The sequence below is a fragment of the Desulfovibrio fairfieldensis genome (assembly GCF_001553605.1).
GTDB lineage: Bacteria > Desulfobacterota > Desulfovibrionia > Desulfovibrionales > Desulfovibrionaceae > Desulfovibrio > Desulfovibrio fairfieldensis.
In genome coordinates this window covers 1,630,977-1,651,586 of record NZ_CP014229.1, presented here as the reverse complement: position 1 = coordinate 1,651,586, position 20,610 = coordinate 1,630,977, and the positions used below count along the sequence as shown (strand labels likewise).

The window sequence follows — 20,610 nt, the reverse complement described above, 5'->3', positions numbered from 1 at the left end:
AAGCACGGGGCGGACATGGCGCAGGGCAGACGCATCTAAATTTTGAGAGCTTCAAGGAGGAAGTCGTCATTCAAGGATATTTTGAAGCGTTTACCCTTCAGACTTGACTTCCCGGGGATACGTCGCAGTAAATTCAGACAGATACTTCGCAGTGTTCCTAAATTCTTGGCTGCGTTACGGGTTCGTGCCCGACTTTGATCCTCGTTAAAAACGACATCCAGGCACCAGTGCAGTGAGTTTTCTATCTGCCAATGTGCACGAGCGCTTTGGGCGGCGTAAGATTCGCCCTGGGGCAGACTGCTTATGTAATAACGGCGGCTTGTTTCGACAGTATCTCCGTGCTCCCGTATGGATTCGATAAGCACAAAGCTCCGTAAGCCTGGCCATTCCGCCTTACCCGCGTGCCAATCAACGGAGGCTGACTGCCAGCACCGCCGAGTTTCAATTCGCCCATGGTCTTTCTCTACTTGTTCAAAACCTGGAGGCGATTGCCCGGAAAGATCATCCATATAGGCGCTTACCTCGTCAAATAATACTTGGTGGTTAGCCTTAAGCGCCAAAAGATAATCGGCTTTCTTTTCTATGGCCTTGGCTGCTACGGCTTTCTGGCAGTTAAGCGCATCTGCTGTAACGACACATCCCTTAAGATCCAGCATATCCATCAGTTGAGGAACAGCCGTTATTTCATTGCTTTTCTCCTCAACCGCCATTTGTCCGAGTACCAGACGATTTTCCACCGACCAGGCATTAAGCATGTGTAAGGCGTTGTTGGCCTTAGTCCCCGTGCGACGGTGCGTTTTGCCATCAAAGGCAACTATGTCGCCACACACCTGCTCACGCAGTCGCCGTGATAACTCCATAAGGCACTCCCCGAAACAGGAGGGGGAAATCGCCTGAAATACTCGGTTGAAGGTATCGTGACTTGGAACACTTTGCATGCCTATGTGCTTGCGTAGCCACTCTTGCTTGGCATGTGCATAATCTTCCATGTCATAGAAGCCCTCTGCGCCTGACAGGTACGAGCATAAGGAAATAAACAAAATAACTTCAAGACTATGTATCTTCGTCCGCTCTACCCGAGGATCAGGCAGTCCCCTAAAAATCGTCAGAATGAGTTCATGAGTTTCTTGCATGCCTCCTTTTTATAGACTTTTTTTAGATGCGTCTGCCCTGGGACATGGCGCCGCAATGCTTGCGGGCGGCATGGTTCAGGTGGTAATTTGAAATGTTGCATTCGGGAGGCGTCTTTTCGGCCGTCCGGATGCATCGAACGTATTTATTGTGATGGAGACATGGCTAAAAATCTGACTCAGGGCAGCCCGGCGAAGCTGATTTTTTTCTTCGCGCTGCCGCTCTTTATCGGCAATCTTTTCCAGCAGATCTACAATATGGCCGATACCCTGATCGTGGGGAGGACTATCGGGGTCACGGCCCTGGCGGGCGTGGGCAGCACCGGCAGCCTGCTGTTTCTGGTCCTGGGCTTTGTCATGGGCATGACTTCGGGGTTTTCCATTGTCACGGCCCAGTTTTTCGGCGCCTGCAACAAGGTGGGCGTGCGGCGCAGTTTTTGCGCCGGTATTCTGCTCAGCGCGGTTGTGGCGGCCGTTCTGACGATCTCCGGCGTGTTGCTTTCACGCACGGTGCTTGTACTCATGCTCACGCCGCCAGAGATCATGGAGGACGCCCACAGTTATATCATCGTCATTTCCTGGGGCATCGGCGCGGCCGTGCTTTTCAATCTGCTCTCCAACATGATCATGGCCCTGGGCGACAGCAAGACCCCGCTGTTTTTCCTGATCATCGCCTGCCTCCTGAATATTATTCTGGATTTCATCTTCATTCTTTACTTTAAGATGGGCGTGGCGGGCGCGGCCTGGGCCACAGTGCTGGCCCAGGTGGTATCGGGCCTGCTCTGCGTGGGCTACATCCTCAACAAGCAGCCCCTGCTGCGGCCGCACGCCAAGGACTGGAAACTCGGCTTCAAGGATATCTGGAAACCCATGCGCATCGGCTTGCCCATGGGCTTCCAGATGTCGGTCATCGCCGTGGGCGCGATCATTCTGCAGGCGGCCCTGAACAGCCTGGGCCCCCTGGCCGTGGCCGCCTACACCGCCGCGCAGAAAATCGACATGGTGGCCGTGCTGCCCATGATGTCCTTTGGTCTGGCCATGGCCACCTACACGGGACAGAACTACGGCGCGCGCAATCTGGAGCGCATCCGGCAGGGCGTGCGCCAGTGCTGTTTCATGTCCGTGGGTTTCAGTATCGCTATTGCCGTGGTCAATATTACGGGCGGGCACCATCTTATCGCGCTTTTCGTGGGTGGGGGGCAGGAGCGGGTCATCGAGATGGGGCAGACTTATCTGGAGATCAGCGGTTGCATGTACTGGGTGCTGGCACTGCTCTTTATTTACCGTAATACCCTCCAGGGTCTCGGGCAAAGTCTGATCCCCACGCTGGCCGGTGTCATGGAGCTGCTTATGCGCGCGCTGGCCGCCGTGGTGCTGGCTGTCTGGTGGGGCTTCAACGGGGTTTGCCTGGCCAATCCCCTGGCCTGGCTGGGGGCCGCGTTGCCCTTGGGCATCGCTTATTACGCGAGTATGCGCCGTCTGAAGCGTGAGGGCCTGCCCCCGCCCGAGGCCGTGTAACGCACTGTGCCCGAGGATTCAGATCAGGCTTTCCGCGCCGGGCCGCCGCGACAACAGCCGGGCCCGGACCACAGCCTGGGATTGATTGGCATAACAATAGACGCAGGCGTGGGCGCAGGTGCTGTACGCGCCGATATCCTTGGCGGGCAGGCATTGGCAGTGCTTGCGGCGGCTGGGATCTTTGGCGGCCTTGCCGGGTCTGCTTGCAGGCAGTAAGGACGCGCGTGTCGGGTCCAGGCCGCAGAACCGCTGGATCTCCGCGTCGTCCGGGCAGAGGCGACTGACCAATGCCGGATCCACGCAGGCATTGGACGCGATGCCCAGGGCGGAAAGATTCAGAGCTTCGGCGCAGGTGCTCAGCGCCAAGGGATGCGGCCACGCGGCGTTGCGGCGGGCCAGGCCTTGAGCCAGGGCCAGCATTTCCGCTTCCGAAGGCGCGCGCGGCACTGTGGTATGGGCGGCCAGACGGCTTCTGATCTTCAGATACATATCCAGAAAGCTGATTACCAGCTTGTCCGTATACGGGCTGATCCTGCGGCCCAGGGCGTCCAGGCGTTCCAGCAGGGCTTCCGGAGGCAGTTGCGCGGCCAGCAGCAGCGGGTCCCAGCGCCAGATCACCCGCTGCCTGCCGAGCCGTTCCGACAGGCGGCAGAAGGTTTCCAGGCGCTGCTCCAGCGGGGGCAGGCCCGGCTCCAGGCCCTCGGCTTCATAATTGTTGAGCGTGAACTGAAAGTAATACTTGAAGCCGTAATCCTCGATTTCCGACAGATGCGGCAGCAGGGGCAGGGGATTTTTGCTCCAGAAGACCAGCAGCCTGCAACGCTCGAAGGAAACGTATTGTCCTTGTCCGGCGTTAAAGGGATTGCGCCAGAGGCAATATCCGGCGCGCAGGCGTTCCAGCAGCCAGCGGACGTGAAAAGCCGGAATGTCCGTGGCCCGGCTGGCTGAAATGACATACGGGGCCACGGCCCGGCTCGGGCCGTGGGCTGTGGTGATCTGAAGAGTGGGCCAGGGGGACATGGCAGCGCGCGGGTTCAGGCCCGCCGGTGCCCGCGCAGGGCGGCCCAGACGCAGCTTGCCGCGAACCAGCAGCAGGAAACCAGAATTATGGTGGCTCCACTGGACGTGGCCAGCCAATCCTGGGCGGACAGAGTCAGCCCGGCGAAGCCGGAACTGATGCCCGCCAGCAACGCCCACCAGAACATGCCGCCTGCGGTGCGGGCCAGATTGCGGGCAGTGGCCGCCGGTACGATGAGCATCGCCGTGACCAGCAGCACGCCCACGGCCCAGACCGAAAACATGACCACCAGGGCCAGCAGGCCCGCGAAAAGATATTGCCAGAGAGCCACGCGTATGCCGTGCACCCTGGCCATGACCGGATTGAGGGCTATAGCCAGGAGGCGGTTGTAGCCCACGGCCTGAAAGAGCAACATGCCCAGGAAGAGCAGGCCCAGAAAGGCGATTTCGCCTTCGCTGATGGTCAGGATGTCGCCGTAGAGGAATTGCTGCATGTCGCGGGCCACGCCGCTGGCCCGGCTGACCACGGCCAGGCCGAAGGCCACCACCGCTGAAAACACGATGCCGATGGCCGTATCGGCGGAGAGATTGCTTTTGCGGCGCACGACCATGACCGCCAGCCCCACCAGCACGCCGAAAAGCGGCATGGACAGCCGGGGGTTCACAGCCAGAATCAGGCCCAGGGCCACTCCGGCGAAGGCCGAGTGCCCGATGGCGTCGGAAAAGAAGGCCATGCGGAAATTGATGACCTCCACGCCCAGCACGGCTGCCATGGGCGTGAGCAGCAACAGACCCAGCAGGGCCTGTTGCATGAAGCGGGCCTGCAGGCAGTCCAGGGGCAACAGGCCGATCAGCGTGTAAACCGGCGAGAAATCAGGCATGAGGATTTCCCCCGGCGGTATTGCCCGCTTCGGCCGGATTGTCCGGCGCTGCCGTGGCCGCCGGGGGCATGTGCAGAGCGCAGCCCCGGCAGGGCAGGGGGGCCAGGACGTTCAGCCGCTGTCCCGGATCGGACGGCAGATGATCCGGCCCGTGCAGCGCCCCGCACTGGGGGCAGGCCGGGTCCGCGCCGTCGCACTGGTCCGGATAGAGGTGGATGGGCACACCGAAGAGATTCAGCAAGGTGGCGGCGGTCAGGGTGGTGCGCGGCGGACCCTCGGCGCGCACACATTTGTTCAGGCAGATCACATGCGTGGCGTAATGGGCCGCCAAGGGCAGATTGTGGCTGACCATGAGCTGGGTAAAGCCGTATTCGCGCCGGGCCGTGTCCAGCACTTCCCAGAACAGGCGTTCGCCCTGAAAGTCCACGCCCGCTTCCGGCTCGTCCAGCACCAGCAGCTCCGGCTCATGCCCCAGAGCCGCTGCCAGCAGCACCCGGCGCAGTTCGCCGCCGGAGAGGTCGCCCAGGCGGCGGTTTTCCAGATGCTCGGCCCGTACCAGAGCCAGCAGGCGGCGAGCCCGTGCGCGCGCCCCGGCTTTCAGTCCCAGCCAGAGCGGCCTGCGCTGGCGCTCCAGAGACAGAAATTCGCTGACCAGCAACGGCAGGCCGCCGTCCATCTGCAATTGCTGGGGCACATAAGCCAGGCGCGGCCAGGCCGCGCCGCGCCTGCCGTCGGGAAGGATGCGCCCGGTATAGGGCGCTTCGCCGATGAGGCAGAGCAGCAGGGTGGTCTTGCCCGCGCCGTTGGGGCCCACCAGCACGGTATTGCCGCCACGCGGCACGCTGGCGCAGATGTCCTCAAGAATCTGATTGTTTCCCCGGCGTACGCTCAGATGCTCAAAGACGATGGCCGGGGCGGAACCTTCAACGCGGGTCAAAGTAACGCTCAAGGGTTTTGCAATTGGCGGTCATGACGGCCTCATAGTAGCTCAGGGGCGCATCGGCGGGACCCGAGGCCACGGGATCAAGCTGCGCTGCGGGCACGCCGGTTTCGCGCGCCAGGGTCTGGGCGGGTTTGTCCGAATACTGCGGCTCGCCGGCAATGAGCACGGGCTTTTCTTTGCGGATGCGCCGCACCAGTTCCATGAGCCGGGCCGCCGAGGGTTGAACGTCCTCGCTTTCCTGAATCACGTCCATAACCTCCAGGCCCGCGTCATGGACCAGATAGGCCAGCGCGTCGTGTTGCAGCACAATGCCCTTGCGCGGGGCGCAGGCCCCCACCTCGGCAAGACGGCGGCCCACGGAAAGCAGGCGCGCGGCATAGTCCTCGGCGGCGGCACGATAGGCCGCCGCCCCTTGAGGATCAACGCGGGCCAGGCCTGCGGCGATATTATAGACCATGGCGGCGGCTTGCCGCGGTCCGGCAAAAATGTGCGGATTGACATTGCCGTGGTCGTGTCCGGCATGCGGAGAAGGCGACATGCCGCGCGGCAGGGGCAGAGGATCAATGCCTTTGCTGCTGTCAATGACCGTGGCCTTGGCGTTGATTTTTTTCAGGGGGGCGGCCAGGAACTCTTCCAGCCCCAGGCCGTTCATTACCACCACCTGGGCCTGCGCCAATTTTTGCAGATCGCGGGGCGTGGGGGCGTAGTCATGGGGGCAACCGGCCTGAGCCGGAATCAGCAGCTCCACCCGCACATAGGGGCGGCTGTGGGCCACATTACGGGTGAACAGATATACCGGAAACGTGGTCGCCAGCACGCGCAGTTCAGCGGGTTGGCCGGAGGCTTGGGGCGGCGCGGCCTGCACGGGTTGGGGCCGCATGCTGAAAAAAAGCCCGGCCAGAACAGCCAGGACAAGCAGAATATGGGGCAGACGGGCAGGCGGGCGGCCCGGCGCGGCGGAATGTGCTGACATGGCGGTATTCCACGGTTAAGATAGTAACAAGACTACCTTTCATAAGACCCGAAATGGGCGCTGTCAAGGCGGCGGACGGGCCTGCGACGTTGCCGGGGCTTGCCGGGCCGCCTCGCCCACAGTATTCTGAAAAGACGTGCATGCCCGGCATGCGGGCGGCGTAGAGTTTGAACTGTGTCACATTTCAAACCTAAAATATTCTAATGACAGCAGGCCGTGCCGGAACAATCCGGTACGGCGGGAGTTTTATATGATTGAAAATATTTCCGCTTTGTTGCGTCTTAATGACGGCATGGAGATGCCCGGTTTCGGTTTCGGCTGTTATAAGGCTTCAGGACCTGAACTGGCTCTGGCCGTGCGGGAGGCCGTGGCCTGCGGCTACCGTTATATTGACACGGCCGCGTATTACCACAATGAAGACACGGTGGGCGAAGCCTTGCGGCAGAGCGGCCAACCGCGCGAAACGCTGTTCGTGCTTTCCAAAATCTGGCCCACGGACTTTGCCGAGCCGGTACGCGCTCTGGAACAGAGCCTCAAGCTGTTGGGCCTGGATTATCTGGACGGCTGTCTGCTGCACTGGCCGGGCCTGGACGACGCCCGGCGGCTGCGCGCTTTTGAGCAGTTGTTGCGCCAGAAAGAGCAGGGCAAGATCCGCGTCCTGGGCGTTTCCAATTTTCTGGCCGAGCATCTCAGCGAGATGCGCGACACCTTCGGTTTCTGGCCTGCGCTCAACCAGATTGAAGTCCACCCTTTGTTCAGCCAGGCGGGGCTCTGCCGTTTCTGCGCCCAATGCGGCATCCAGGTCGTTTCCTGGAGCCCGTTGGGCCGGGGACGGGACATGGAGCAGCCCGTTGTGCGGGAACTGGCCGCCACGCTCAACAAAACACCGGCTCAGATACTGCTGCGCTGGCATCTGGAAAAAGGTCTTTTGCCCATTCCCAAATCCGTCCATCGGGAACGGATCAGGGAAAACAGCGAGGTTTTTGATTTCCGACTGACCTCGGAGCAGGTGGCGGCCTTGGATGACCTGGAACTACCGGACGGGCAGGGACGTATGGGACCGGACCCGCTGACATATCCCCGTTGACCTATCTCCGCTGTCCCCCACTGATCCACTGTCCGGCCTCTTGTCTGTTTGCCTTTTCTCCCGGCCCTCCTCATATAATCTTTTTTTCCCGGTATCCGGACCCCCCTGGGGCGGCCCGGATACCGGGGTTTCGGCTCGTTCAATAAGCCGCATCAAACACTTGGGATGACCCTTATGAAGTTCCGCCGGGAACGATTGCCGACAGACAAAATAACCGGGGTCGACCAGCAATCTCCCATATATATCTTTTAATAAATATGATCATATGAAGGCAAGGCGTTTGCCTGTTCCGGGCCGGAGGCATTCATGGGCCCGTGGTTCAGGTCGACCCGTTGCGAAGGACTTCAGCGCACAGCCGCGGACGTTGCGGCCGTGCGTCTATATACCGCAATGAAGCGGGTTTCTCCACATAACGAGGCGTTCTTATGTTTACGAGCAGTATAGGCAAAAAAATCGGCAGCGGTTTCGCGCTGCTTCTTCTGCTCGCCTGTCTGGCGGGCTATCTTTCTTCGGCGGAAATGCGGCGGGCGGCCGATGATTCCCGGCGCGTGGCCGCCGAATATATTCCCAAGGTCAAATTCGCCCTCAACCTGGGCTGGAGCCTCAACGACGCGTTGACGCGCATCAATGAGGCCCCCGGAAGCGAACAGGCCGGACAGGAGGCGTTACAGGCTCTGGAAAAAGTGCGGGCCGACTTTGAAAAAATGCGCGAGCATTCCATAAAATACCCCTCGCATGTGCCCTTGGTGGAATTCGTGCGCGATTTCCCGGCGCCGTTTGAAGCTCTGGCAGCATCCACCCGGGAAACTATCGAAACCGGGGAACACACGCGCTCCGTCATAGCGCGTATGGAGGGGCTCGGCGCGGCGGCTCTGGAATCCCTGACGGCTCTGGAAGATCTGGTCCGGGAAACCACCCGCGAGTTTGTCGAGGCCGGCAATACGGCCATGAGTCTGCAATATGCCGACAATCAGCGTGACGCGGCGCGTCTTTACGCCATGACCCAGGAAATCCGCCTGTTGATGAAAGGCGTTATATACAACAATGATGCGGCGGCTTTTGCCGCGGCGGAAGAAATTTTCACGCGTATGAACGCGCTTGCCGCGACAGTAAAGGGAAGGCTGGTCAAGCCCGCCTGTCAGGAAGCCTTTGCGCGGGCGGAAAAAAGCATGAGCGAATATATGACCGGCGCGCGCGAAATGTTCGCGGCCAAAGGCAAAGAGGCTGAGATTTCGACGCGGCTGGCAGACCATGCCGCAGCCACAAGCCGTCTGACGCACGATATCGGGGTAACGGGCTTGCGCATTGCCGAAGGCATTGTCAACAGCAATTACGAGGATCTGAAATCCACCGTTCGCAACAGCCTGATTATTCTGGCGGCGGTATTGCTTTTGGGCGCCGCGCTGGCTGTGGGCATTACGCGTATGATCACCAAGCCCCTGCGCGCGACAGTGGATTTCGCTCAGGGAGTGGCGGCCGGTAATCTGGACCAGGAACTGGCTCTGCACGCACGGGATGAAACCGGCCGTCTGGCCGATGCCTTGCGCAGCATGGTGGGCAGCCTGCGGCAGCGTCTGGCGGAAGTGACCGAACAGTCGGAACAGGCGCGCCGCAAGGGCGAGGAAGCCCGGCTGGCCTTGGAGGAAGCCCATGCCGCGCGCAAGGCTGCCGACAGCGCCCGCAGGGAGGGCATCCAGTCCGCGGCCGCGCGGATGGAGGACATTGTGCGCGCCGTGTCCGAGGCATCGGAGATTCTGAGCAGCCGCATTGCCGGAGCCGGGGCCGGAGCGGAAGATGCCGCGGCGGGCATGGGCGAAACCTCTACCGCCATGGATGAGATGAACGCCACGGTCTCAGAGGTGGCGCGCAATGCTTCTGAAACGGCTTCGTTCAGCGACAGGATGCGCAGCCGCGCCCACGAAGGCGCGGGTGTGGTGCGTGACGCCGTGAACGGCATTGAAAAAGCCCGTAATCAGGCCTCGGTGCTCAAAGAAGCCATGGAAGCGCTCGGCGAGCAGGCCGAGGGCATCAGCCGGATTATGACCACTATCTCGGACATTGCCGACCAGACCAATCTTTTGGCTCTGAACGCCGCCATTGAGGCGGCGCGGGCCGGGGACGCGGGACGCGGTTTTGCCGTGGTGGCCGACGAAGTGCGCAAGCTGGCGGAAAAAACCATGAGCGCCACCACGGAAGTGGGCAGCGCCATCGGCGACATTCAAAAGGCCACAGGCAACAATATCCGGCATGTGGAACAGACCGTCGCAATGATCGTCAGCACCTCGACCCTGGCGGACAGCTCCGGCGCGGCTCTGGAAGAGATCGTCTCCATGGCCGTTGAGGCTTCGGACAAGGTGCGCACCATAGCCACGGCCGCTGAAGAGCAGTCTTCGGCTTCGGAAGAGATCACCAGAGCCGTGGGCCGGGTGAACGGTATTTCCGGCGATGTGGCCGAAGCCATGCGCGAGGCTTCGCGGGCTTTGGAAAGCCTTGCGGCACAGGAAGAAGTGCTGCGGCAATTGATCATGGAACTGAAGCAGGGATAAGGAGAGGCCGGGAGCGTTGATTGTCAACGCTCCCGGCCTCCGGTTTTCGATAATGATTCGCTGATGCTCTGGGAGCTGTTTCTAAATTAGGATTTTCGTTCTCTGCCAAGAAAGGCGAATCCTGGGCGGAGGGAGCATATTCAAACATATTCGACCGTCGCACGGGCGAGCCTGACGCCGGCAGAGAGCGAAAGAACAATTAGAGACAGCTCCTAGCCGCGCAGCACGCGCTGGAACAGGTCCCGGCGGGAGATGTTCCGGGCGGGCTGCGTTTTTTCGGTGCTGGCCAGCATGGTCCGTGAGGCGTCGGCCACGGCATGCTCAAAATAGGCGGCCGGGGCTTCTTTGAAGAGATAGATGACGCGCACGCTGTCCGCATCCCCCAGGCTGGCCTCGGGCCAGTCTTTTTTGACTTCCTCCAGGCGCTTCCCGGCGAGGGCCTGCATTTCTTCCTCGTCGCCGAAGTTCATGCAGCCTGTGGGGCATGAGGCCACGCAGGCCGGAACCATGCCCTGAGTAATGCGGTCAAAGCACATGTCGCACTTGGTGATCCGGCCGCTTTCCTCGTCTTTGCGGGGAATGTCATAGGGACAGGCCGAGCGCACGCCTTCAAAGTCCACTTTGGCCGAATCCGGCATGGGCACCACGGCCCCGGTGGCTTCATCGTGCAAAAAGGCGCTTTCCGATTCCATATCCGCCTGTGCTTTGCAGGGGGCATCCACGCAGTGGCGGCACTGCTCGGGGAAGAAGTTCCAGCTGACCTTGCCGTTCTTGTCCGCTGTTTCCTTGAAACGCACCACCCTGATGGTCTGCCCCGAGAGATCGGGCGGGTTCTGGTGCGAACCGCTGTTGCGGGTTTTTTCAGCGGGCAGGTTTTTCCATTGCTTACAGGCGATCTGACAGCCACGGCAGGCTGTACAGCGCGTCAAATCCACAAAGAACATCTTGCCCATGACTAGCCCGCCTTCTTTTCAATGTTGACCATAAAGGCCTTGCTTTCCGGAATACCCGTGTTCGGGTCGCCCACCATGGCGGTGAGCAGGTTGGCGGCGTCGCCGCCGTCTTCCGGAACCAGCCAGCCGAAGTGCCAGGACGTGCCGATGACGTGCACTGTCTTGCCGTTGGCGGTGTAAGGCTTCAGGCGCGGGGTGACCATGGCCACGCATTCTATCTTGCCCCGGGGGCTGGTCAGCACGACCTTGTCGCCGTTTTTGATGCCCTTGGCCTTGGCCAGTACCGGGTCCAGCTCCGCGAAATTCTGGGGCTCGGCCTCGGTGAGCCAGGGCACGCGACGGGTCATCAGGCCGGTCTGCCAGTGCTCGGTCACCCGGTAGGTGGTGCCGATGTAGGGGTATTTTTTGTCATTCACGGCCAGTTGCTCACCCGGAGCCTTGTAATAGACCGGACTGCGCGCCTGGGACGAGAAGTCGTGCTTGGCGAAGGGAGATTCGGCGGGTTCGTAATATTCGGGGAAGGGCCCGTCGGCGCAGCCCGGCCCGTAAATGGCCCCGAAGCCGTCCTTCTGCATAATGAAGGGATGCTTGGCCCCCGGACCGCCGCCGCCGTCCACGATGTCGCCTACCCAGGTCTTGCCGTCCCAGGTGATGACCGCCTTGTCCGGATTCCAGGGTTTGCCGTTTTTGTCCACCGAGGCACGGTTGTAGATGATCCGGCGGTTGGCGGGCCAGGAGAAGGACCAGTTGGGGAACAGGCCGATGCGGGCCTGGTCCTCTGTCTGGCTGTGCTCCTGCCGGGCCATCAGATTGCCCTTTTCGGTCCACGCGCCGGAATGCAGCCAGTTGCCGCTGGCCGTGGAGCCGTCAGCCTGAAGCACCACAAAGTTGGGCACCTGCTCTCCGGCTTTGTATTCCTTGTCGCCGATCTTCACGTCGCGGGTGAAGTAACCGTTCATGATCTTGGCCACCTTGGTCGGGCTGAAGGCATGGCCTTCCTTCCAGCCGTCGATGCCCAGTTGCAGCACCGGCTCCGGGAAAGCGCCGCCCTGCTGGTAGAGCTTGCGGATTTCCTCCATCAGCTCCAGCATGATGTCGCCGTCGGGCTTGGTTTCGCCCCATGGGGCGGGCCCGGCATAGCGCCACTGGATCCAGCGCCCGGAGTTGCTCACCGAGCCTTCTTTTTCAATGGAAACGGCGCAGGGCAGCAGGAAGACCTCGGTCTTGATCTGGGTGGGATCCATGCCTGGACCGCGCCAGAACGAGCCGGTTTCATTGTCAAAAAGATTGACGTTGACCAGCCAGTCCAGCTTGGTCATGGCCTGGCGGTGCTTGTTGGAGTTGGGGCCGGAGCAGGCCGGGTTCATACCCCAGGCGAACAGGCCCTTGATCTCCCCCTGGCCCATCTTGTGGAAGACGGACTGCCAGTAGTAGTCCAGCAGGGATTTGCCCGCGTCCACGCGCGGCAGCAGGGCATAGCCCTCCTCGGGCGAAAGCGCCGGGAAGAAAGACTTGATCAGGCTGGCCATGTACTTGGGCCGGTGCTGCCACCAGTTCACGCTCATGGGGTCGGCGGACTTGGGCGTGGTCGCGTTGTAATCCGCCAGGGTCGCATGGGCGCTGGTGGGGCCGGGCAGATAGCCGGGGAAGCTGGAGGAGAGCAGGCCGTGGTCCGTGGAGCCCTGCACGTTGGATTCGCCGCGCAGGGCGTTGACGCCGCCTCCGGCCACGCCGATGTTGCCCAGCAGCAGCTGGACCATGGACATGGTGCGGATGTTCTGCACGCCGTAGGTGTGCTGGGTCCAGCCCATGGCGTACAGAATGGTGCCCGCCTTGTCCGGCCTGCCGGTGGCGGCAAAGGCCTTGTAGACGGTTTCCAGATCCTTGGCCGGAGTGCCCGTGGCCTTGGCCACGGCGGTGATGCTGTAGCGCTTGTAATGGCCGCGCAGCAGGTTGAGCACGCAACGCGGGTTCTTGAAGCTCGCGTCACGCACGGGCACGCCCTTGTCGTCCAGCTCAAAGGCCCAGGCCTTTTTGTCGTACGCGGCTTTCTTGGCGTCAAAGCCCGCGAACAGGCCGTTTTTAAAGCCGTACTTCTTGTTCACCACCAGAGGGGCGTTGGTGTATTCGCGCACGTATTCCTCGAAATAGAGCTTATTGTCGAGGATGTATTTGATCATCCCGCCCAGAAAGGCGATGTCCGAGCCGGGGCGCAGGCCCACATGATGGTGGCACAGGCCCGAGGTACGCGTGAAGCGCGGGTCCACATGGATGAGCGTGGCGCCCTTGTCTTTGGCGCGCAACACCCACTTAAAGGAAATGGGATGGTTTTCGGCAGCATTGCTGCCCATGATCAACACACAATCACTGTTGGCGATATCGTTCCAGTGATTCGTCATCGCACCGCGTCCGAAAGACTCTGCCAGAGCCTTGACTGTGGAGCTGTGTCAGAGACGCGCCTGGTGCTCGATATACACCAGGCCCAGGGCGCGCTGCATGGCCTGAAGGGCCCAGCATTCTTCATTGTCCAGAGCGGCGGAACCCAGGGAGGCAATGGCCTCGGTGCGGTTGACCACCTGACCGGCCGCGTTTTTCTCCGTAAAGGTGGCGTCGCGGGTGGCTTTGACGCGCTTGGCGATCTCCGGCAGGGCCCAGCTCCATTCCACTTCCTTCCATTCCGTGGCGCCGGGCGCGCGATACAGCGGCTTTTGGGGCCGGTCTTTATTGGACGCCAACTGGAAGGTGGACGCGCCTTTGGCGCACAGGCTGCCTTCATTGATGGGATGGTCTGGGTTGCCTTCCACGTTGATGGCCTTGCCCGGCCCGTCGGGGTGCCCTTCGGCGCTGGTGCTGACCAGCAACCCGCAGCCCACGGCGCAATAGCAGCAGACCGAGGTGGTCTGCCTGGTCCATTTCAGCTTGGCGTCCTGCGCCGCCGCGGCCACCGGAGTCAGGCTGATGCCCAGACCGCCGAAGGCCACACTGGCGGTGGCGCCCGCGCCCAGCTTCAGAAAGCCTCTGCGCGAAAATTGCATATGCTCTTCTCCTTGGTAGAGGAATGCGCTGTCCGGCATTCTTTATTTTATTATGCTTTAAAAAACATAATAAAAAATTTGTGTATAACGCACTCACGCCATCAGAATATTCTCGCCATCCTCATATACTTCTTCCTTAAGCGATGAAAATGACAGTCATCATGGGGTATGCTGCGTTATGGTAACGGTATATGTGCCTTGCTGCCATGTCAATATAGTGAAAAAAAATTCATGATTGCCTCTCAACTTCCGCTGTTATAAATTCCGACGTATTGTCAGATACGGGCGGGACAAAGGGCCTCGGAGGCGGCCAAGGCGACGCGTAAAATTTTTCGCGCGGTTGCACGGTTCCGGCTTCTGTCGTATAGCACGAGCGGGGGATTGTCCCGTATCCTCCGTGGTTCTGCTGCTTTTACCCGGCACCCTCAGCGCCTATGGAAGAAATATATGGTCACTCTCTTTTCTCTTGATGACGCCGCCCTGAGCCGCCGCCTGGAGCGTCTTGCTTCCCTGGCCTGGCTGCCCGGAGCCCTGCTGGAAATTGTGGGCGGCACGCTGCGTCTGCAACGGGCGGCTCGCAGCAGCCTGAACCCGCCGGATGCGGCGCGCCTTGCTGTAGCCGGACCCGAGGCCCGGGCCCAGGGCGCGCCCTGGCTGCCCGCCGCAGACTTTCCCTATGACCCTGCTCCGGCCAGTCCGCTCTGGGACGAACTCTGCACCCTCCTGGCCTCGCTCCGGGGCAGCCCGGCCGAGGCCGTGCAAACCCTGCGCCGGGAAACCGCGGCGGATGAGATGCTGCCCGCCAAAGCCTTTGCGGCCTTCATGCAAAACGATGAAGCCTTTTTCTCCGCCTGGGCCGCCCGCCTGCCGCAGGCCCCGGCCCTGATTCATTTTCTGGCCCAGGCCACCCTGACTCCGCAACTGGCCGCCGTGACCGATGCTCTGGCCACCGCGCGCGACGACCGGCGCGTCTGGGAACACGGGCATTGCCCGCACTGCGGCCGTCCGCCCTTCATGGGCGAACTGCACGGCAAGGAAGGCCTGCGCCGGCATACCTGTTCATTCTGCGGCGCGAGCTACAGAGCGGCCAGGCTGCAATGCCCCTTCTGCCTGGAGCGTGGAGAGGACAAGTTACGCATGTTTACCACCGACAGCCTGCCGTTCTTTGAAGTGCATGTTTGCAAGACCTGTAACAACTACATAAAGCTGGCCGATCTGCGTGAACAGGACGAAGCCCTGCCGGCGGCCCTGAGTGATCTGGCTTCGCTGCCGCTGGACATGCTGGCCCGGCAGGAGGGCTACAGTCGCCCGACGCCGTCGGCCTGGGGTTTCTGATGCATAGCGCCCGCGGCGGATGGCCGTCCGGCCCGGCCCCTCTGGATGTGCGGGCCCGGCGCTTCCGGCGCGGCCGCTGGGAGGATCTGCCTGAGGTGGCCGCCCGTGAAGAAGCCGTACGCGTGCTTCATCCCGGCGGAAGCGCCGACCTCTGGGCTTGGCCGCACGAGCTGGAGGATCTGGCCTTGGGGCATGTGCTGCTGGACTGCTCCCCATGCAGAACGGCGGTATTCCGCTCTGACCAAGGGCAGGGGAATGTCTTGGGGGACAGGCCCGTGCCCCTGCGAGCCGGGCGGGTGGAGCGTCTGGACACGCCAGAGGGACGGCATTGCCTGCGGGTGTGCTTGGAGCTTTCTTCGGCTGATCCCGCTGCCCCTGCCGCGACGCCGCGCCTCGGCGCCGCCGCTCTGCTGGCGCGGATGAATGATTTTTTTGCCGAACCGGGTCTCTGGGACGGCACGGGTTCGTTCCACCGCGCGGGCTTGTTCCACCCTGAAAAAGGGCTGGTACGGGTGGCCGAAGATATCGGACGCCACAATTGTCTGGACCGCCTGGCCGGATTCTGCGCCCGACAGAACCTTGAATCCGCCGCGTATGCGCTGTTTATCTCCGCCCGGATCACCGGCAGCCTGTATGCCAAGGCCCGGCGGGCAGGCTTCGCGTTGCTGGTCAGCCGGGGCGCGGTGACCGGCGCGGCCCTGACAGCGGCCATGGCCCAGGACATAACTCTGGTGGGCTTTTGCCGCCCCGCGGAGGAACGGTTGACCGTGTTCTGCGACAGTGCCGGGCGGGTGACGGCATGACCAAAACCACCAGGGGCGACGTGGCCGGTGTGGTGCTGGCCGGAGGACTTTCTTCCCGCCTGGGGCAGGAAAAAGCCCTCTTGCGGGTGCACGGCCGGGAACACCCGGATCTGCTGTGCCGCACGCACAACCTTTTGACCGCGCTTTTACCCCAATGCTGGGTGGCCTGCCGTCCGGGACGCCCGCGTCCGGGCTATGACTGTCTTTATGATCAGGTGGAGGGCCTGGGCCCGTTCAGCGGCGTGCATGCGGCCCTGCGCGGGGCCGCGCAACAGGGGTATGCCGCCGTACTGGCCTTGTCCTGCGATCTGCCTTTCATGGACGACGCCACCTTGCGCCGCCTGCTGGCCGCGCGCGATGTCGCGTCCTCCGACCGTCTGCTCACAACATTCTGCCAGACCGAAACGGGTTTTATCGAGGCGCTCACGGCCATCTATGAAGTGGCGGCGCTGCCCTTGTTCGACAAGGCCCTGGCCCGGGGCGAGCGCAAGTTGAGCCGCATCATTCCCCTGGAACGGCAGGAGCGCATCGCCTACAGCCAGGGCGAAGCCCTGCCTTTTTTCAACATCAATTATCCCGCTGACCTGGAGCTGGTGCGCCGCCTGCTGGCTGCGCTCTAGATCTGATCCCCTTTGAAACGCTACACGTTTCAAAGGGTTCATTGTATGGAGAAAACCCCCCGCTAGGCGGGGGGTTCTAAAAAGCTTACAGCTTTGCCCATGTCAGTAAAACTCCTTTTGATTTGTTAAAAAGTCTCGCGGTCTGGCAACTGCGAGTCAACAAATCAAAAGGAGGTCACGATGGGTGACGCCAAAAGTTTAGCCCACACAAGGTGGAACTGCAAATATCACATTGTTTTTGCGCCTAAATATCGCCGCCAGGTGTTCTATGGTGAAAAGAAGCGCGCCATTGGCGAAATTCTGCGCAAGTTGTGCGAATGGAAGGATGTAAAAATAGTGGAGGCAGAATGTTGCCCAGACCACATCCACATGCTGCTTGAGATTCCCCCCAAAATGAGTGTGTCGAGTTTTATGGGCTATCTGAAGGGTAAGAGTAGTCTCATGATCTATGAACAATTTGGGGATTTGAAGTTCAAATACCGCAATCGAGAATTTTGGTGCCGTGGGTATTACGTCGATACAGTGGGCAAGAATAAGGCCAAGATTCAGGATTACATCAAGCATCAGCTGGAGTCGGATAAACTTGGCGATCAGTTGAGCCTACCCTACCCAAGGAGCCCGTTTACGGGCCGCAAGTAACAGAAATGCAAATGTCAGATCGCAAGAGCGCCTGCTAGGGCGCAGCTGGTAAGAAAGCCTTACAGGCGCATATGAAGAACCCCCGGCTATGCCGGGGGGTTCCTTTTTTCCGGCAAAAAACGTGGTTACCGCTGCTGTCGATCCCCATATGGCTACAGCCCTTCGGTCGCTTTGCCGGAACCCACGCCGCATTGCTCTCGATGCCTGTATGCCCTTTGGGCTACAGGCACGGCCCTACGGGCCGCCCGTCGGGTCGGTCTTCGCGGCGCGCCCACCGTGTTTGGCGTTAGCGTATTTCAAAGCAGAGTTGTGTTAATGATGTATTAGAATATATTGTAAAAATAGGTAGTAAGATTTTCCTGTCAGCTTTAATGCCAACAGTTTCTATGGGGTTGGGTGGACCATATGGGCTCTTCTCAACCAACGCGCCGGGACAAGCATTCACTTTCCGTACATTTGGGGCCGGTAAAAAAGGAAAAAGCAAGGACTTGAGGCAGATTGCGGCGCTGGCGGTGACGTTTCGGCAGGAGCATTCCTTTTTTCCGGATAGTTAGGATTATAAAAGATTACGGAAAATCTTATCGGGCGTTAGCCGCTGATAGGGGACGATATGTTATCTTATATTCCCCGCTCTGCCTAAAGATATGATTTTTTGTTCCGATAGAAGAAAGTATAGAGTGTGTTTTTTTACAGCGTGTGCTGCGCGGGAGAGAAAAGACTCCCCCCAGACCGGGGAGCCATGAAGCGTGGAATGGTCGCCGCAGGCTGGACGTTTGCGAAGCGATGCAAGGGGAGGCAGGCTCATGTTCGGCCTTTTTTCTCAAAATGCCATGTGCTCTCACGCTTTCCTTCACTTGCCTTTGGCGCGGGGACCGATTGCGCATAAAAGAAATTACAAGAGGGTATTGACGCGGGGGCGGATTCTCTCTCTCTCTCTCTCTCTCTCTCTCTCTCTCTCTCTCTCTCTCTCTCTCTCTGCTGATTGCGCCCGTAACTGAGCGTCGCGCGGCTTTCCGATTTTTTGCGTTTGCAAACAATAAGGCCTTGCCCCTTTCCGGGGCGAGGCCTTTTGTTTTTCCGTCACCAGCAATTTGACAACTGTAACAGTCAGGTGGGGATGTTCAGCCCCCAAAACGAAGGAGAAGGCAAATGAAACTCTCGACAAAAATTGCGGCGAGTATGGGCTGTGTGGCTGTGCTCATGGGCATCCTGGGCGTGTATCTGATCATGCAGATGGCCAAAGTCAATGATGTGAACAATGAGATGGCGGATCGGCTGATTCCGATAGTAAAGGCGGCGGACGAGATGAACAATGCGGCTACGGAATACCGTCTGGCCGAAGTGCTGCATCTTTACTCCACAGAACCCGCTCAAATGCGGGAATACGAAGAAAGGCAGGGGAAATGGGCGGCACTCATCGCCGGGGACGTTAAAAAACTTGAGGGTATGCTTTTCAGTCCCCAGGCCAAACAGGCTCTTCAAGCGTATCTGGCGGCCCGGCAGGAGTTTCAGGATGTGCACAAACAGATGCTCACGCTCTCACGGGAAAACCGCACACAGGAAGCCGTTGCCGTGTTATTCGGCGACTCGCGCGCGCAATACGACAAGATGAGCGAGGCCCTCGACACGCTCTTGGCGGCAATCAACAATACCATCACGGAGAGCAATATCGCGGGCGATGAAATGTACGCCAATTCGCGCCTGCTGGGCATTATTCTGGTGGTGTTTGCCGTGCTGACCGCCGTCATCCTGACCTTGCTGCTGGTGCGCAATACCCTGCGCCAATTGGGCAAGGACCCAGGTGAACTGAACGTCATCGCCAAGCGCGTGGTGGACGGCGACTATAATGTGGATGACGGCGGGAAAAAAATGGGCGTCTATAGTTCCATTGTGGAAATGGTCAATGCCCTGAAAGAACATATTGAGAACGCCCAACGCGAGTCGGAAAACGCCAAGGAACAGTCCCGCAAGGCCCAGGAGGCCATGGAACAGGCCAATGCCGCCAGTGCCGAAGCCCAGGCCAAGACCGAAGCCATGCTGGTGGCCGCCGACAAGCTGGAACAGGTGGGTGTGGTGGTTTCCTCGGCCTCCACCGAGCTTTCGGCCCAGATCGAGCAGTCCGACCGGGGCGCGGCGGAATCCGCGCAGCGCCTGTCCGAAGCGGCCACAGCCATGAACGAAATGAACGCCACAGTGCAGGAAGTTGCCAAGAATGCGGGCAACGCCTCTTCCGCGTCCGCCGAAACCAAACAGAGAGCCGAGGCGGGCGCGCAGGTGGTGGAAAAGGCCGTCCACAGCATTGAGGAAGTTCATCACTTGTCCCTGGAACTCAAGGAAGACATGACCCAGCTCAACGAGCACGCCCAGGACATCAGCCGGATTATGGCCGTGATTTCGGACATCGCGGACCAGACCAACCTGCTGGCCCTGAATGCCGCCATTGAGGCGGCACGGGCCGGAGAGGCCGGACGGGGCTTTGCCGTGGTGGCCGACGAAGTGCGCAAGCTGGCTGAAAAAACCATGGCCTCGACTCAGGATGTGGGCAACGCCATCAAGGCCATTCAGGAAAGCACGACCAAGAGCATGACCGGGGTGGACAACGCCGTACAACGCATCGGCGAGGCCACGGAACTGGCCAATCAATCCGGGCGCGCCCTGCAGGAGATTGTGAGCACGGTGGAGGCCACGTCGGATCAGGTCAACGCCATTGCCACGGCCAGCGAGGAACAGTCCGCCGCTTCCGAAGAAATCAACCAGTCCATCGTCCAGGTCAACGACATGGCCAAGCAGACCGCCGACGCCATGGGCGAGGCGGCCAAGGCCGTGTCCGATCTGGCGGCCCAGGCTCAGGGCCTCACGGCCCTGATTCAGGAACTGAAAGAAGCGTAAGCGCGGGATTGCGGCCGGGAGCATCTTCTCCTCTCCCGGCCGCAATCAAACGCGTTCCGGACAGCACGCGCCGTTACCGGGTGCGTCCCGAAGTGGACAGCGGGGCGTGCTTTAGCCGGGGCGGGGTATGTTTTTCTCCTGTCTCTTTCCTTGTCTGAACTTGTTCAGATATCTGGCGAGGGGGCTTCACGGTGATGCTTTTTCATGCAGCCGTTCGATAATCTCTTGTACGTTGAAGCCG

16 protein-coding genes are annotated in these 20,610 nt (G+C 60.5%); 8 read left to right on the top strand and 8 right to left on the bottom strand.

Annotated features, from left to right (window positions below; translation table 11 throughout):
- Positions 1 to 35: 35 nt before the first annotated feature.
- On the bottom strand, positions 36 to 1,133 hold the full coding sequence (locus AXF13_RS07080; protein ID WP_083521988.1) for an ISAs1 family transposase: 1,098 nt from the start codon (positions 1,131 to 1,133) through the stop codon (positions 36 to 38).
- A 159-nt stretch (positions 1,134 to 1,292) separates the two neighbouring features.
- On the opposite strand from AXF13_RS07080, the gene AXF13_RS07075 reads away from it, so the two are divergent.
- A complete protein-coding gene (locus AXF13_RS07075; protein WP_062252206.1) occupies positions 1,293 to 2,648 on the top strand; it encodes an MATE family efflux transporter in 1,356 nt (451 codons plus the stop codon).
- Between the two features lie 18 nt (positions 2,649 to 2,666).
- Here the strand turns inward: AXF13_RS07075 and AXF13_RS07070 are convergent, their stop codons facing one another.
- The 4 genes from AXF13_RS07070 to AXF13_RS07055 are packed head-to-tail and all read right to left on the bottom strand — an operon-like array spanning position 2,667 to position 6,462.
- Entirely contained in the window at positions 2,667 to 3,668 is a 1,002-nt protein-coding gene (locus AXF13_RS07070) for a DUF1848 domain-containing protein (protein ID WP_062252205.1), read from the bottom strand.
- Positions 3,669 to 3,682: 14 nt separating this feature from the next.
- Positions 3,683 to 4,546: a metal ABC transporter permease gene (locus AXF13_RS07065; protein ID WP_062252204.1), complete on the bottom strand. Its 864-nt coding sequence runs from the start codon at positions 4,544 to 4,546 to the stop codon at positions 3,683 to 3,685.
- Positions 4,539 to 5,483 carry a metal ABC transporter ATP-binding protein gene (locus AXF13_RS07060; RefSeq protein WP_062252203.1) on the bottom strand — a complete coding sequence of 315 codons (945 nt, stop codon included), beginning with the start codon at positions 5,481 to 5,483 and terminating at the stop codon, positions 4,539 to 4,541. The genes AXF13_RS07065 and AXF13_RS07060 overlap by 8 nt, the downstream gene beginning before the upstream one ends.
- Positions 5,470 to 6,462, bottom strand: coding sequence for a metal ABC transporter substrate-binding protein (locus tag AXF13_RS07055; RefSeq protein WP_062252202.1), 993 nt, complete (start codon positions 6,460 to 6,462; stop codon positions 5,470 to 5,472). The genes AXF13_RS07060 and AXF13_RS07055 overlap by 14 nt, the downstream gene beginning before the upstream one ends.
- Before the next feature lie 250 nt (positions 6,463 to 6,712).
- On the opposite strand from AXF13_RS07055, the gene AXF13_RS07050 reads away from it, so the two are divergent.
- Positions 6,713 to 7,549: an aldo/keto reductase gene (locus tag AXF13_RS07050; RefSeq protein WP_062252201.1), complete on the top strand. Its 837-nt coding sequence runs from the start codon at positions 6,713 to 6,715 to the stop codon at positions 7,547 to 7,549.
- Between the two features lie 425 nt (positions 7,550 to 7,974).
- Positions 7,975 to 10,095 carry a methyl-accepting chemotaxis protein gene (locus tag AXF13_RS07045; RefSeq protein WP_062252200.1) on the top strand — a complete coding sequence of 707 codons (2,121 nt, stop codon included), beginning with the start codon at positions 7,975 to 7,977 and terminating at the stop codon, positions 10,093 to 10,095.
- Between the two features lie 212 nt (positions 10,096 to 10,307).
- On the opposite strand, the gene AXF13_RS07040 is transcribed toward AXF13_RS07045, so the two are convergent.
- Together AXF13_RS07040 and fdnG are read right to left on the bottom strand one after the other, a co-directional pair.
- A complete protein-coding gene (locus AXF13_RS07040) occupies positions 10,308 to 11,048 on the bottom strand; it encodes a 4Fe-4S dicluster domain-containing protein (RefSeq protein ID WP_062252199.1) in 741 nt (246 codons plus the stop codon).
- Positions 11,049 to 11,050: 2 nt separating this feature from the next.
- The gene (fdnG, locus tag AXF13_RS07035; RefSeq protein WP_150116092.1) at positions 11,051 to 14,083 is read right to left on the bottom strand and encodes a formate dehydrogenase-N subunit alpha; all 3,033 of its coding nucleotides are present in this window, start codon (positions 14,081 to 14,083) and stop codon (positions 11,051 to 11,053) included.
- A 447-nt stretch (positions 14,084 to 14,530) separates the two neighbouring features.
- Between fdnG and AXF13_RS07025 the strand changes: the two genes are divergently transcribed.
- The 4 genes from AXF13_RS07025 (at position 14,531) to tnpA (ending at position 17,480) form a co-directional block, all read left to right on the top strand.
- Entirely contained in the window at positions 14,531 to 15,418 is an 888-nt protein-coding gene (locus AXF13_RS07025; protein ID WP_062252197.1) for a formate dehydrogenase accessory protein FdhE, read from the top strand.
- Positions 15,418 to 16,221, top strand: a complete 804-nt coding sequence (locus tag AXF13_RS07020) for a formate dehydrogenase accessory sulfurtransferase FdhD (protein ID WP_062252196.1) — start codon at positions 15,418 to 15,420, stop codon at positions 16,219 to 16,221. Before AXF13_RS07025 ends, AXF13_RS07020 begins: the two co-directional genes overlap by 1 nt.
- On the top strand, positions 16,218 to 16,841 hold the full coding sequence (locus AXF13_RS07015) for a molybdenum cofactor guanylyltransferase (protein ID WP_062252195.1): 624 nt from the start codon (positions 16,218 to 16,220) through the stop codon (positions 16,839 to 16,841). The genes AXF13_RS07020 and AXF13_RS07015 overlap by 4 nt, the downstream gene beginning before the upstream one ends.
- A 180-nt stretch (positions 16,842 to 17,021) precedes the next feature.
- A complete protein-coding gene (gene tnpA / locus AXF13_RS07010) occupies positions 17,022 to 17,480 on the top strand; it encodes an IS200/IS605 family transposase (RefSeq protein ID WP_062251401.1) in 459 nt (152 codons plus the stop codon).
- An 892-nt stretch (positions 17,481 to 18,372) separates the two neighbouring features.
- Here tnpA and AXF13_RS17050 read toward each other — a convergent pair.
- Complete coding sequence (locus tag AXF13_RS17050) at positions 18,373 to 18,513, bottom strand: hypothetical protein (protein ID WP_190276386.1); 141 nt, start codon at positions 18,511 to 18,513, stop codon at positions 18,373 to 18,375.
- A gap of 116 nt (positions 18,514 to 18,629) precedes the next feature.
- Between AXF13_RS17050 and AXF13_RS07005 the strand changes: the two genes are divergently transcribed.
- Complete coding sequence (locus AXF13_RS07005) at positions 18,630 to 20,369, top strand: methyl-accepting chemotaxis protein (protein WP_062252194.1); 1,740 nt, start codon at positions 18,630 to 18,632, stop codon at positions 20,367 to 20,369.
- Positions 20,370 to 20,610: the final 241 nt, after the last annotated feature.

What these genes read in the sequence shown, in the direction of transcription:
- AXF13_RS07080 (WP_083521988.1), bottom strand. Translation starts at nt 1,133, where the DNA reads ATGCAAGAAACTCATGAACTCATTCTGACGATTTTTAGGGGACTGCCT.
- AXF13_RS07020 (WP_062252196.1), top strand. Translation starts at nt 15,418, where the DNA reads ATGCATAGCGCCCGCGGCGGATGGCCGTCCGGCCCGGCCCCTCTGGAT.
- AXF13_RS07040 (WP_062252199.1), bottom strand. Translation starts at nt 11,048, where the DNA reads ATGGGCAAGATGTTCTTTGTGGATTTGACGCGCTGTACAGCCTGCCGT.
- AXF13_RS07065 (WP_062252204.1), bottom strand. Translation starts at nt 4,546, where the DNA reads ATGCCTGATTTCTCGCCGGTTTACACGCTGATCGGCCTGTTGCCCCTG.
- AXF13_RS07005 (WP_062252194.1), top strand. Translation starts at nt 18,630, where the DNA reads ATGAAACTCTCGACAAAAATTGCGGCGAGTATGGGCTGTGTGGCTGTG.
- AXF13_RS07055 (WP_062252202.1), bottom strand. Translation starts at nt 6,462, where the DNA reads ATGTCAGCACATTCCGCCGCGCCGGGCCGCCCGCCTGCCCGTCTGCCC.
- AXF13_RS07070 (WP_062252205.1), bottom strand. Translation starts at nt 3,668, where the DNA reads ATGTCCCCCTGGCCCACTCTTCAGATCACCACAGCCCACGGCCCGAGC.
- AXF13_RS07015 (WP_062252195.1), top strand. Translation starts at nt 16,218, where the DNA reads ATGACCAAAACCACCAGGGGCGACGTGGCCGGTGTGGTGCTGGCCGGA.
- AXF13_RS07050 (WP_062252201.1), top strand. Translation starts at nt 6,713, where the DNA reads ATGATTGAAAATATTTCCGCTTTGTTGCGTCTTAATGACGGCATGGAG.
- tnpA (WP_062251401.1), top strand. Translation starts at nt 17,022, where the DNA reads ATGGGTGACGCCAAAAGTTTAGCCCACACAAGGTGGAACTGCAAATAT.
- AXF13_RS07075 (WP_062252206.1), top strand. Translation starts at nt 1,293, where the DNA reads ATGGCTAAAAATCTGACTCAGGGCAGCCCGGCGAAGCTGATTTTTTTC.
- AXF13_RS07025 (WP_062252197.1), top strand. Translation starts at nt 14,531, where the DNA reads ATGGTCACTCTCTTTTCTCTTGATGACGCCGCCCTGAGCCGCCGCCTG.
- AXF13_RS07045 (WP_062252200.1), top strand. Translation starts at nt 7,975, where the DNA reads ATGTTTACGAGCAGTATAGGCAAAAAAATCGGCAGCGGTTTCGCGCTG.